Consider the following 13,030-nt stretch of genomic DNA (forward strand, 5'->3'; position numbering starts at 1 on the left):
CCCCATGACAACCGATACTCGACCCGCCGTGGTGATCTACTCCGGCGGTATGGATTCCTACACCGTGCTTCACCGCGCCGTGCGCGAAGGCCATCGCGTACACGCGCTCTCCTTCGACTACGGCCAGCGCCACGCCCGCGAGCTGGACGTGGCACGCAGCGTCTGTGAGCAGCTCGCCGTGGCCCATCAGGTGGTCGACATTCGCGCCATCCACGGCCTGATCGACAACTCGGCGCTGACCGATGCCAGTCGTGCGATGCCCGACGGCGACTACGCCGCCGACAACCTGGCCGCCACCGTGGTGCCCAACCGCAACATGGTCCTGCTTTCGCTGGCCATCGCCCAGGCGGTCAATATCGGCGCGCCACGGGTCTACTATGGCGCCCACGGCGGCGACCACGTGCTCTACCCCGACTGCCGCCCCGAGTTCGTCGAGCGCATGAACGCAGTGGCGGCGATCGCCAACTTCGATGCCGTCGAGATCGTCGCGCCCTACCTGCGCCGCGGCAAGGACGAAATCCTTGCCGATGGCCTGGCCATGGGCCTCGACTACGCCGAGACCTGGACCTGCTATCGCGGCGAGGCGCTGGCCTGCGGCACCTGTGGTAGCTGCCGCGAGCGCCTGGCGGCCTTCGCCGCCAACGGCGTTGACGATCCTATTGCCTATGCGCCGCAGCACGACAGCGGGGTGGTGCGCTGATGTATCACGTCAAGGAGGCCTTCTACACCCTTCAGGGCGAAGGGGCTCGTGCCGGGCGAGCCAGCGTATTCTGCCGCTTCAGCGGCTGTAACCTGTGGAGCGGCCGCGAGGCGGATCGAGCCAGCAGCGTATGCACCTTCTGCGATACCGACTTTGTCGGGGTCGATGGCGAGGGTGGCGGTCGCTTCGCCAGCGCCGCGGAACTGGCCGCGCACTTGCAGGCGATGTGGCCGCTGGCCAGTGAAGGGGCTACGCCCTATGTGGTATTTACCGGCGGCGAGCCGCTGCTGCAGCTCGACGCCGCGTTGATCGACGCCCTGCATGCGATTGGTTTCGAGATCGCCGTGGAGACCAACGGCACCCTGGCGCCCCCCGCCGGCATTGACTGGCTGTGCGTAAGCCCCAAGGGCAACAGTCGGCTAGCGGTCACCGCCGGCAACGAGCTCAAGCTGGTCTACCCACAAGCGGAAGCACCGCCGGAGCGCTTCGCCGATCTCGATTTCGCTCACTTCTACCTGCAGCCGATGGACCTGGCGCCGCGCGGTGGCCAAGGCACGACACTGGCGGCGACCCTGGCCTACTGCCTGGCTACACCGCGCTGGCAGCTATCGCTGCAGACCCACAAGATTGCGGGGTTCGCATGACGCTATTCGTGAATCGCCTGACCCAGCTCGACGTTTCGCTGTGGTGCCCGAGCCGCGGATTGATCGGTGCCAGCTGGCATGTCGATGCTGAGCTCGACGGCGCGCTGGGCGAGGACGGCATGCTGTTTGACTTCGGCGAGGTCAAGCCGTGGATCAAGTCGCGACTGGATGCCGGGGCCGACCACACGCTACTGGTGCCGAGCCGCGCGCCGGGCATCAGCGTTGAGGAGTGCCGCGAGGGGCTCTCGATACGCACCCAGCTACCCTACCCCATGGAAGTGCGCGGCCCGCGCCAGGCCTTTACGCTATTGCCCTGGCAGGCCATCGGCGCCGAGCGGCTCGGCGAGCACCTGGCCAAGGAGCTGATGCGACGCCCGCCACCGCGCGTCGAGGCGATCCGCCTGGGGCTGCGTGACGAGGCCATCGATGGCGCCAGCTACACCTACAGCCACGGCCTCAAGCGGCATGCCGGCAACTGCCAGCGGATCGCCCATGGCCACCGCTCGCGCCTAGAGGTGTGGCGCCAGGGCCAACGCGACACCGGACTGGAAGTTCGCTGGGCGAAGTGGCTGGCGGATCGCTACCTGGTCGACGCCGAGGATGTCATCGACGACGGCAACGCCGATACGCTGCGCTGCCGCTACCAGGCGCCCCAGGGCAGGTTCGCCATGAGCCTGCCTCGCGCACGCTGCGCCGTGCTGCCATGCACCACCACCGTCGAGCAGATTGCCGCGTGGCTCGCCGCGAAAATCGCCCGAGAGTGCGGCGAACGCATCCGCGTCAAGGCCTTCGAAGGGATCGACAAGGGCGCCATCGCCGAGGCGGGGCCGTGAGCGAGGCGGGCTGCCGTCCAGGCTGCGGCGCCTGCTGCATCGCGCCCTCGATCAGCTCGCCGATTCCCGGCATGCCCCACGGCAAGCCGGCGGGAGAGCGCTGCGTGCAGCTCGACGCGGACAACCTGTGCCGACTGTTCGGCGATCCACGCCGCCCGGCGATATGCCGAGCCTTCGACTTCGACGCCGAGCTGTGCGGCGAGCGCCGCAGCGAGGCGCTGGTGCGCATCGCTGCATTGGAGCTCAGCACCACCGACGCCTGACCCGCCGCCTAGTTGTCCATGCTGACCGCAACACGCTGATCGAGCAGGTTGCGCCAGCGTACCAGTACCGGCGCATCGCTGTGCGAGACCTCGCTGAGCAGCCGCCGCAAGTCATCTCGCGCCTTGCCGTCGGACGGGTCGATCAGCGTCAGCCACAGCTCCAGTGCGTGCAGCTGCTGGTGCAGGTTCTCGTGGTCGCGGGCCTGGGCCAGCGCCTGCTCGGCCAGCGCCCGCACCGCCTCGCGCGGGTGGCCGAGGTGGTGACGCACCCGCGCCAGCTGCGTGGCAATCTCCGGCAGGTAGAGCGAACCACGCTCCTGGGCCACCAGCAGGCACTGGTCGAGGTAATCCTCGGCGCGAGCGTACTCGCCCAACGCCATGCAGGCGTCGACGTACCACAGCACCGGCCGGGTATAGCGCTCGCGCCCGGTCACCTCGTCGAACTCCTCCATCCCCGTCTGCAGCATCACCAGGCCTTCGGCGTCGCCGGCCAGCGCCCGCTGCCAGCCGATCAGGCTCTGCGACGACACCTGCCACAGATGCAGGTCCGGGGTACCGGTCAGCTCGAAGGCACGCTGAGCGCGCATGCCGGCCAGGTGCACATGTCCCAGCTGGCGATACACCGCCGCCGAAAACAGCAGCGCCATGGCCAGCGAACCGGGGTGCTTGAAGCGTTCGGCGAGGCGGATGGCGGCTTCGGCCTGCTGCTCGGCGCGGCGGTAGTCGCCGCGCAGGCACAGCGCCCAGCCCTGATAGCAGGACGCCGCGACCTGGGGATGATCGGAGAACGGCAGCCACTCGATCATCATCGGCTGGTTGAGCGGGTCGATCTCCTCGAGGTGGTCGTAGGCCTGGCGAATGCGTCCGGCCCAGTATTCGCAGGTCGCCTGGGCGTAGTCGGCGAGGCGCTGGTAACGCACGTCCTCGAGGCGTGCGGCCAGGTCAGAAAGGTTGGACGCCAGTGAAAAGGCGTCGGCATGCGCGTGGCGCTGGCTGCAGCCTACCCACAGCCCCCACTTGACCAGGAAGCGCTGCTCGAGATCGGCCTCCTCGGGGTCTTCATCACTGCTCTCGCTGGCCATCAGCTCACGGGCGCGCACGAAGCTTTCATGGGCAGTCGGCGAACCGTGGCCTTCGAGGGCGAAGGCGGCCTGGCCACGCACGGTCAGCAGGCTGATCTCGCGTTCGCCCTGGTCGTCGACGTGGCGCAGGCTGGCAAGCCCGAAGTCAGCCATCTTCAGCGCGGTACGGTTGGCACTGACCTTGAGCGCCTCGCGAGCAGCCAGCTCGAAGTAGCGCGCGCCGCGAGCGTAGTGGCCGCTGCGGCGCAGATGGGTGGCGAAATCGCCGGGGTGGCGACTGATCCACATCGGGAAGCGCTCCTCGATGAGATTGACCACCTGCAAGTGAATCCGCATGCGCAGGTCGCGGGGACAGGAGAGGTAGGCCGCTTCCTGCAACAGCTGGTGGCTGAACTGGTAGTCGAATTCGCTACCACCATCGCAGGCCTCGATAACCTCGAGGCGACACATCTGCTCCAGCGCCTGCTTGAGCCGCGCCGGCTCCCAGCCGCTGCACTCGACCAGGAAGTCGAGGCGGAACTGACGCCCCAGCACCGCCGCCACATGGGCGATCTCGCGATCCACATCGAGCTGGTCGATGCGGCTGGCAAGCAGGCCAAGCAGCCCCCGCGGCAGCTCGTCGAGCTGCACGCTGCGCCCCTCGCGGCGGTCCATGTCGAGGCGCCGGCAGATCTCCTGAAGATAGAGCGGCACGCCGTCGCAGCGCTCGATGAGCTGATTGCGCAGCCGCGGGCTGAGGTGCAGCCGATAGCGCCGCGCCAGCTGCGACAGCAGCCGCGACGACTGCAGCGCATCGAGGCGACCGAGGGCGATCTGCTGGTCCCAGTGCAGCTTGGCCGGCAGCGGCTCGCGGCCATGATGGCTGGCCACCATCAGCAGTGGGCAGTTGATCGGCAAGCGTGCCTGCAGCCCGGAGAGCACCTTGAACGAGGGCTCGTCCAGCCACTGCAGGTCGTCGATCATCATCACCAGCGCCCGCTCCTGGGTGAGCAGCTCGATCAGCCGTCGCATCAGGCTGACCACCAGCTCCACGGCTTCACCGCTCTGCGCCAGCGCCGATACCTCTTCGGGCTCGCGAACGCCGAGCGCCTCTTCGAGAAGCTGACGCTTGGCATCGTCCAGATTGAGCCCCGGCAGCTGGTCGAGCAGCGTGCCGAACGCCTGAGTGTCGACGTTGTCGCCCAGGTGCCAGTGCAGCAGCTGGCGCGCCACACCGTAGGGCACCTGCACCGAGAGTCGCGTGGTCGGCTGCCAGCACACCGCCGCATCGCGGCTCTGCTCGACCTGGCGAAAGCCGACCAGCAGCGCCGACTTGCCCATCCCCGAGGCGCCGCGTACCAGCACGCTCTGGCGCAGGCCGATCCCCGCCCGGGCCAGGGCGTCGCGCAGCTTGCGCAGTGCCGACTCGCGGCCGATCAGGCTGGGCGGCAGCGCTTCGCGGCCGCCTTCGTTGGTGCCCAGCACCAGGGCGCGCAGGCGAATCTTGCCGTCGCTGGCCAGCAGTCGCGACGACAGCCGCGGCTGCAAGTCCAGCGCCGGCGGCATGTGCTGGCTCGACTCCTGGGAGATCACCAGTTCGCTGCCTTCGGCGGCGCTCATCAGCTCCAGCGACACCTGGGTCACCTGGCCAAGCGGGTCGACCAGATGGCGCTCGGGCAGATACACCACGCGGCCGCTATTGAGACCAGCGGCCAACTCGAAGCTGGGAATCGCCGCGTCGCCGCTCCAGTGGCGCGCGCTCTCCTCGGGCAGCGCACGCCGGCAGTGTTCGTAGAGCGCCACCAGCTCGGCAAGCTGATGGGCCGGGCCGTGGGTGCCAAAGCAGGCCAGGCCGAGGCCGCCGGTGGCGCCGGGTAGCCAGAAGCCTCCCAGGTGGTGGCACTGCTGCTCGAGCCAGCGCATCAGCTCGATCTGCAGCGCCAGGCAGGCACGGGTCTCGGCGCGGTCCTGCCATTCACCCTTGAGGCGCAGGCGGATGGCCATCACCGATAGCTGGCGCTGCTCGATCTCCTCGTCGCGCAGCGGCGAGCTGTCAGCGGCCAGCGCCCGCGAGAAGGCGCCCTGGGGCGAGAGGCGCTGCATCTCGCCCTTGCCATCTGACCAGTGGCGGGCGAGCTGCAGAAAGGCCGGCTCGGGCTGCTGGCCGGAGAGTGCCAGCAGCTGCAGGTAGGCGTTGTACTGCTCATGGGCGGCAGCCGACTGGCCCTGCTCGGCGAGCTGGCGTACCAGTCGCTCGTGGAAGGGGCCGTAGCCGGAGAAGCGGCTGACCAGCGCCCGCAGCAGGTGCTCGGGCACTTCGTCGTGGGACTCGAGCACGGTCTCGGCGTAGGCGATGACACGCTGGCGCCACTCGTTGCGCACGCGCAGCAGCCAGCGCTGGAAATCGGCGCAGGCCGACAGCTGCAGCTCCTCGACCAGGTCGCCGCGGTAGATGTCGAGGATCGACTCGAGGGCGACGATATCGGCCGGGGCGTCGAGCATCTCCTGCAGCTCGTGGAGATCGAACGCCCACTCGTCGGGTAGCTTGAAGGCGATGGTCTGACGCGACACCACCAGCACACGCTCGGCCTGGTCACCCAGCGACTGGCGCAGGCAGTGCAGCGCATGGCGCAGGTTGGTACGCCCCGACGACAGCCCCTGGTCGGGCCACAGCATTTCGGCCAGGGTCGAACGGTTGACCGGCTGGCGATGCAGCAGCAGATAGACCAGCAGGGCCTTGACCTTGTCATAGCTGAACTGGGAAAGGCTGTCCTCGCCGAGCATCAGGGAGAAATGACCGAATAGCGCTAACTGCTCGTTGACAGGTGATTCCCGCATCATGATGGTTCCTGCGTTATTATCTGCTCAGTATCCCGTGCGTCTGTCCGCGCGGCTCATGCGGCGCACGGCAGGCCGCTGTGGAAGCGAAACTCGCTGTCCTTGCGCTCGATCAAGTCGGCTTCACACTCGGCGAAGAAGACGATACGCGCCTCGACCTGGGCATCGCCCCCCTCCTCGGCATAGCGGCGCGCCAGCATCAGATAGTCCTCGAAGTGGCGCCCTTCCGACTTAACCAGACTGCGATAGAACTTGGCAAGTTCAGCGTCGAGGTGCGGAATCAGCCGCGCGAAGCGCTCGCAGCTCCGCGCTTCGATATAGGCCCCGATGATCAGTATATCGACCAGTCGTGCCGGATCTTCAGCGCGCACGTGGCGGCGCAGGCCTTCTGCGTAGCGCGAGGCGCTGAGATGACGATAGGTCACGCCGCGGGTCTCCATGACCTTGATCACCTGTTCGAAGTGCAGCAGCTCCTCGCGGGCCAGCTGTGACATCTTGGTCAGCAGCAGCGGCCGGTCGACGTAGCGATACATCAGGCTCATCGCCGTAGAGGCGGCCTTCTTCTCGCACTGGGCGTGGTCGATCAGCAGCAGGTCCTGATGCTCGAGCGCAGCGGCTATCCAGGCGTCGGGGGTTGGGCAGCGCAGGAAGCTGGTCAGCGACTCGGGCAGCAGCGCCTCGGGTGCGTCTTGCATGGTTGGATTCTCTTGCATGGTGTTGGCCGTTGCTCGGCTGTGGCTGTAGACAATCGACGCCAGGCTATTCTAGGGCTCGGCGTCGCTGCGTGCCTGGGCGGCGGCATTCAGCGCCTGGTTGAGCGCCGCGTAGAGCTCGGCCGGCCCCAGCATTTCGGCGCCGTGGCGCGGCGCTAGGCCGTAACGTGTCATGTCGTTGATGCGCTGGCGCCCGACCCGCAGTAGCTCGATGGCCCGCGACAGCGCCGGCTGCTCGGGGCGAAAGCGAATCCGGTAGCGCACCAGCTGCGCCTCGAGCAGCGCGGCATCGGTGACTTCCAGGTAGCGCTCGGCGACCGCCACGCGCAGCGCGTCGAGCGACTCTATACGCGCCTCTCGCTCGTCACCGGCGTAGCCCAGCCAGTCCCGGATTTCACGATCATGGCGCTGGCAACCGCGGCAGGTGGTATCGCCCACCGTGGTCGAACACAGGCCCACGCAGGGCGACACGATCCGACGACTCATGAGCCTCTCCCGCTGGATCCGTCAGGCAAATTCATGGCGTTGATGGTACCGCGTCGAGCCGCCCGGAGCACCCTCGATCTGGTTGTCGCACGCCCCTCGTACGTCGCGGCGACCAAAGTTGAAGGCCCACCACGCCGCGCTTCCTTAACATTGTCGACAGTTTCACGTATGATCCGCAGCACCCATTCACATGGTTACCGCGAGAACCAGGGCGGCATGCGGACGGCGCCGGGGCTACCGCGCCCGGCACCGGACGACGTCCTGGCATAGACACTTGATGAGGGCCCTATCGTGCTTGAAGCTTATCGCCAACATGTCGAGGAACGTGCCGCCGAGGGCATTCCGCCGAAACCCCTTAACGCCGAGCAGGTCGCAGCGCTGATCGAGCTGCTCAAGACGCCGCCGGCGGGCGAGGAAGAGTTCCTGCTCGAATTGATCACCGACCGCGTGCCGCCGGGTGTCGATGAGGCCGCCTACGTCAAGGCCGCCTTCCTCAGCGCCATCACCAAGGGCGAAGCCAGCTCGCCGCTGATCGACAAGATCCACGCGGTCAAGCTGCTCGGCACCATGCAGGGTGGCTACAACATCGCCACTCTGGTGGAACTGCTCGACAACGACGAGCTGGCCCGCGAATCCGGCGAGCAGCTCAAGCACACCCTGCTGATGTTCGACGCCTTCCACGACGTTGCCGAACGCGCCAAGAACGGCAACGCCGTGGCCAAGGACGTGCTGCAGTCGTGGGCCGACGCCGAATGGTTCCTGGCCAAGCCCAAGCTCGATGAAAAGGTCACCCTGACGGTATTCAAGGTCCCGGGCGAAACCAATACCGACGACCTCTCGCCGGCACAGGACGCCTGGTCGCGTCCCGATATCCCGCTGCATGCCAACGCCATGCTCAAGAACCCGCGCGACGGCATCGAGCCGGAAGTACCCGGCAGCAAGGGGCCGCTGGCCCAGATCGAAGAGGTCAAGGCCAAGGGCTACCCGGTCGCCTACGTCGGTGACGTGGTGGGCACCGGCTCCTCGCGCAAGTCGGCCACCAACTCGGTGCTGTGGTTCTTCGGTAACGACATTCCCTACGTGCCCAACAAGCGCACCGCCGGCTACTGCTTCGGCGGCAAGATCGCGCCGATCTTCTTCAACACCATGGAAGACGCCGGCGCCCTGCCCATCGAGTTCGACGTCACCAAGCTCGAGATGGGCGACGTCATCGACGTCTACCCCTACCAGGGCAAGGTCTGCAAGCACGGCAGCGACGAGGTGCTCTCGACCTTCGGGCTCAAGACCCGCGTGATTCTCGACGAAGTGCGTGCCGGCGGCCGCATTCCGCTGATCATCGGCCGCGGCCTGACCGAGAAGGCGCGCAACGAACTGGGCCTGGCGCCCTCCGACGTGTTCAAGACACCGGAGCAGCCGGTCGACACCGGCCGCGGCTTCACCCTGGCCCAGAAGATGGTCGGCAAGGCCTGCGGCATGGACGGCGTGCGTCCCGGCATGTACTGCGAGCCGAAGATGACCACCGTCGGCTCCCAGGACACCACCGGCCCAATGACCCGCGACGAGCTCAAGGACCTGGCCTGCCTGGGCTTCCAGGCCGACCTGGTGATGCAGTCGTTCTGTCACACCAGCGCCTACCCCAAGCCGGTCGACGTCGAGACCCAGCACACCCTGCCCGACTTCATCATGAACCGCGGTGGCGTCTCGCTGCGCCCCGGCGACGGCATCATTCACAGCTGGCTGAACCGCATGCTGCTGCCCGACACCGTGGGCACCGGCGGCGACTCGCACACGCGCTTCCCGATGGGCATCTCGTTCCCGGCCGGCTCCGGCCTGGTGGCCTTCGCCGCCGCCACCGGCGTCATGCCGCTGGACATGCCGGAGTCGATCCTGGTGCGCTTCAAGGGCAAGCGCCAGCCCGGCGTCACCTTGCGTGACCTGGTGCATGCCATCCCCTACTACGGGATCAAGCATGGCCTGCTGACTGTCGAGAAGTCCGGCAAGAAGAACGCCTTCTCGGGCCGCGTGCTGGAGATCGAAGGCCTCGACGACCTCACCGTCGAGCAGGCCTTCGAACTCTCCGATGCCTCCGCCGAGCGCTCCGCCGCCGGCTGTACCATCACCCTGGGTGAGGAGAGCGTCGCCGAGTACCTGAAGTCCAATATCACCCTGCTGAAATGGATGATCGACAGCGGCTACGGTGACGAGCGCACCATCCGCCGCCGCATCGATGCCATGCAAGAGTGGCTGGCCAACCCCAGCCTGATGCGTGCCGACGCCGACGCCGAATACGCCGAAGTGATCGAGATCGACCTCGAAGAGATCAAGGAACCGATCCTCTGCGCGCCCAATGACCCCGACGACGCCCGCCTGCTCTCCGAGGTGGCCGGCGAGACCATCGACGAGGTCTTCATCGGCTCGTGCATGACCAACATCGGCCACTTCCGCGCCGCCGGCAAGCTGCTCGAGCAGCAGCCGGCCGGCAGCCTCAAGACCAAGCTGTGGCTGGCACCGCCGACCAAGATGGACCAGCACCAGCTCACCGAAGAGGGCTACTACGGCATCTACGGACGCGCCGGTGCACGCATGGAAATGCCGGGCTGCTCGCTGTGCATGGGCAACCAGGCGCGGGTGGCTGCCAAGTCCACCGTGGTGTCTACCTCGACGCGTAACTTCCCCAACCGCCTGGGCGACGGCGCCAACGTCTATCTCGCCTCTGCCGAGCTGGCCGCAGTGGCAGCGGTTGAAGGACGCCTGCCGAGCGTGGAAGAATACCAGCGTTACATGGGACAGTTCGACGCGATGGCATCAGAGATCTATCGTTACATGAACTTCCATGAAATCGAGCAGTACCAAAAGGCTGCCTCGAATGTGATTCCGGTCGCCCAGGAAGCCTGATCGACCGCATCACGCCTATCGTCGCCGATGCTCGCAACATCGATGGCAACGCTGCCTGGCAGCGACGGCCATAGCCGATGACCGAAACGCCCCGCTTCTGCGGGGCGTTTTTTATTGCAACAATCGCTGCCTGCCCTTATAGCTAAGGTTTGCACGAAAAGTCGGCGAGCGAAGGTCAAGCAAGGTATGAGCCATATCATCACGCCGGACATCTGCGACGCTCACCCTGACGTCCAGGTGCTCGAGCCGGTCTTTCTCAACCTGGGCGGCCGCGAGGCATTCTGCGGCCCGCTGAGGACCCTCGCCTGCTTCGAAGACAATGCCCTGCTGATGCAGATGCTCGCCGAGCCCGGCGACGGCGCCGTGCTGATGGTCGATGGCGGCGGTTCACAGCGCTGCGCACTGCTCGGCGACCGCCTCGCCGAGCTGGCGCTGGAAAACGGCTGGGTCGGCGTGGTGATCTACGGCTGCGTGCGCGACGTCGACGTGCTGGCCGAGATGGAGTTCGGGGTCCAGGCGCTGGGCGTGCATCCGCGGCGCGGCTCCGCCAACGGCAGCGGACAGCGCGACCAGCCCATGCATGTGGCGGGCGCCCACCTCGCTCCTGGCCAGTGGCTGTACGCCGACAACAACGGTATCGTGATTGCCGAGACTCGCCTGCCGTTGGAGTAATGGACTGCCATGCTGTCACTGTCACAATTACACGGTGACGTGCTGCGCTCACTGCGTGAGCATTTTCGCCCTCTACTCGCCTACCACCTGTTTTTTACCGTCCTCGCTTCGGCGGTGCTGCTGCCTTCGGTGGCCTGGACCCTGACGTCGCTGCTCGGCCAGTTCGGCCGCCCGGTGATCAGCAATGCCGAGCTGTTCGATATCCTGATCTCGCCGGGAGGCGTGCTATGGCTTCTTGCCGCCATCGGCCTGACCTTCCTGGTGCTCTACCTCCAGCAGGCCGGGATGATCCTGGTCGCGGTACGCCCCCGCGACAACCACTACCGACTGGCCTGGGAAGCGTTCTGGGGCAGCCTGCGCCGTCTACCGGCGCTGGCCGGGCTGGTGGTGGTACAGGTCGGCGCGCAACTGCTGCTGCTGCTGCCACCGGTGCTGGCGATTGGCTGGCTCTACGGCGCCTTCCTCGGCGGCCTCGACCCCTACTACGTCCAGCGCGTACGGCCACCGGCACTGTGGCAGTTCCTGGCGGTCAGCCTGCCGCTGGCGCTGGTCTGGGCAAGCATTGCCGCAACGCTCTACTTCCGCTGGATCCTGGCCCTGCCGCTGGTGGTTCTCGAAACCCTCAGCCCGCTGCGCGCCCTGAAGCGCAGCCATCGCCTGACGCGTGGCCGACGCCGGCCAATTGCCGTCGCGGTGATCCTGCTGCTGGTGGTGATCGTGGCCCTGCCGTTCTTGATCTCGGCGCTGTTCGATCGTGTCTTCACGCCGATGCTGTGGTGGCTGCCCGAGCGCAACGCGGTACTGATACCTGCGATGCTCGCCTATCTCAGCGGCTATGTGCTACTGACGCTGGCGGTAACCTTCATCGGCATCGCCGCCAACAGCCTGCTGTCGGCATGTCTCTATCTGCGCCTGGCACACCGTGAACCGCGCCCGCCTCGGCCCACCGCCGACTCCCATCCCGGCCGCTGGGCCTGGGCCGTAGAGCTGGGGGTAATCGCTTTCGCCATCAGCCAGGCGTGGCTGATCGTCAACAGTTTCGAGCTGCGCGACGAGGTGCTGGTCACTGCACACCGCGGCAGCTCCATGGCCGCCCCAGAGAACACCCTGGCCGCCATCGACCAGGCGATCCTCGATGGCGCCGACTTCATCGAGATCGACGTGCGCCTCACCGGCGACAACCAGGTAGTGCTCTATCACGATCGCACCCTGCAGCGTCTCACCGGCGATTCGCGCCAGCTGCGCGACCTGAGCCTGGAGGAGTTACAGCAGTTCGACGTGGGCAGCTGGTTCGGCGACGCCTATGTCGGCGAGCGAATCCCATCGCTGGATGATGCCCTGGCTCGCACCCGCACCCAGAGCCCGCTGATGATCGATCTCAAGCCCGACCCGGGCCGCGAACTGGATCTGGTCGAGGCGGTACTCGAGAGCCTGGCGCGCGAGAATCTGGCGCGCCAGGAGTGCCGTGATTTGGCGCAGCAACCGCCTCAAGGGTGCGGTAGCGAGGACGTCCATGACGACGTTCTGATCGCCACCATGTCGCCGTCGCTGGTGCGCGAGATCAAGGCTCGCCAACCGCAGCTTCGTGCGACCCTGCTAGCCCAGTTCGTGCTGCCGGGCACCCTCGATCGCACCAGCTTCGATGCCCTGGGGTTGCGCCACAATCGGGTCAGCGATGCCGAGATCCGCGCCGCAAGCTACTTCGGCTACGAGCTGCACACCTGGACGGTCAACGACCGCGCACGCATGTCGCAGCTGATCGACATGGGCGTCGACAATATCATCACCGACCGCCCCGACCTGCTTGCCGAGTTGCTCGAAGACCGTCGCGAGCTCAGCGACGGCGCGCTGCTGCTGGTCAAGCTGAGGAACTGGCTAAGGGGCTGATAGCGCCCAGCGCCGAGCGCCGCGCTGAATGGCTCGGG

The 13,030-nt window shown here is 66.8% G+C and carries 10 protein-coding genes; 7 read left to right on the top strand and 3 right to left on the bottom strand.

Annotated elements, in window-relative coordinates:
• Nucleotides 1-4: 4 nt before the first annotated feature.
• From queC to QC821_RS12410, 4 genes are read left to right on the top strand one after another with little or no spacing between them, the layout of a single operon-like run.
• Nucleotides 5-700 (top strand): 7-cyano-7-deazaguanine synthase QueC, encoded by a 696-nt coding sequence (queC, locus tag QC821_RS12395; protein WP_309721781.1) that lies wholly within the window; start codon nucleotides 5-7, stop codon nucleotides 698-700.
• Nucleotides 700-1,344: a 7-carboxy-7-deazaguanine synthase gene (gene queE / locus QC821_RS12400; RefSeq protein WP_309721784.1), complete on the top strand. Its 645-nt coding sequence runs from the start codon at nucleotides 700-702 to the stop codon at nucleotides 1,342-1,344. Before queC ends, queE begins: the two co-directional genes overlap by 1 nt.
• A complete protein-coding gene (locus QC821_RS12405) occupies nucleotides 1,341-2,177 on the top strand; it encodes a 6-carboxytetrahydropterin synthase (RefSeq protein ID WP_309721787.1) in 837 nt (278 codons plus the stop codon). Before queE ends, QC821_RS12405 begins: the two co-directional genes overlap by 4 nt.
• A complete protein-coding gene (locus tag QC821_RS12410; protein WP_309721791.1) occupies nucleotides 2,174-2,440 on the top strand; it encodes a YkgJ family cysteine cluster protein in 267 nt (88 codons plus the stop codon). Before QC821_RS12405 ends, QC821_RS12410 begins: the two co-directional genes overlap by 4 nt.
• Nucleotides 2,441-2,448: 8 nt before the next feature.
• Here the strand turns inward: QC821_RS12410 and QC821_RS12415 are convergent, their stop codons facing one another.
• The 3 genes from QC821_RS12415 to QC821_RS12425 form a co-directional block, all read right to left on the bottom strand.
• A complete protein-coding gene (locus tag QC821_RS12415) occupies nucleotides 2,449-6,342 on the bottom strand; it encodes an ATP-binding protein (RefSeq protein ID WP_422720114.1) in 3,894 nt (1,297 codons plus the stop codon).
• Between the two features lie 53 nt (nucleotides 6,343-6,395).
• Nucleotides 6,396-7,034 carry a MiaE family protein gene (locus tag QC821_RS12420; RefSeq protein WP_309721796.1) on the bottom strand — a complete coding sequence of 213 codons (639 nt, stop codon included), beginning with the start codon at nucleotides 7,032-7,034 and terminating at the stop codon, nucleotides 6,396-6,398.
• Nucleotides 7,035-7,103: 69 nt separating this feature from the next.
• Nucleotides 7,104-7,538 carry a DUF1289 domain-containing protein gene (locus tag QC821_RS12425; RefSeq protein ID WP_309721798.1) on the bottom strand — a complete coding sequence of 145 codons (435 nt, stop codon included), beginning with the start codon at nucleotides 7,536-7,538 and terminating at the stop codon, nucleotides 7,104-7,106.
• 291 nt (nucleotides 7,539-7,829) lie between these two features.
• Between QC821_RS12425 and acnB the strand changes: the two genes are divergently transcribed.
• The 3 genes from acnB (at nucleotide 7,830) to QC821_RS12440 (ending at nucleotide 12,992) form a co-directional block, all read left to right on the top strand.
• On the top strand, nucleotides 7,830-10,433 hold the full coding sequence (acnB, locus tag QC821_RS12430; protein ID WP_309721802.1) for a bifunctional aconitate hydratase 2/2-methylisocitrate dehydratase: 2,604 nt from the start codon (nucleotides 7,830-7,832) through the stop codon (nucleotides 10,431-10,433).
• Between the two features lie 186 nt (nucleotides 10,434-10,619).
• On the top strand, nucleotides 10,620-11,105 hold the full coding sequence (gene rraA, locus QC821_RS12435) for a ribonuclease E activity regulator RraA (protein WP_309721803.1): 486 nt from the start codon (nucleotides 10,620-10,622) through the stop codon (nucleotides 11,103-11,105).
• Between the two features lie 9 nt (nucleotides 11,106-11,114).
• Nucleotides 11,115-12,992: a glycerophosphodiester phosphodiesterase family protein gene (locus QC821_RS12440; RefSeq protein ID WP_309721806.1), complete on the top strand. Its 1,878-nt coding sequence runs from the start codon at nucleotides 11,115-11,117 to the stop codon at nucleotides 12,990-12,992.
• Nucleotides 12,993-13,030 lie beyond the last annotated feature (38 nt).

The sequence above is a fragment of the Franzmannia qiaohouensis genome (genome assembly GCF_031451695.1).
Lineage (GTDB): Bacteria > Pseudomonadota > Gammaproteobacteria > Pseudomonadales > Halomonadaceae > Franzmannia > Franzmannia qiaohouensis.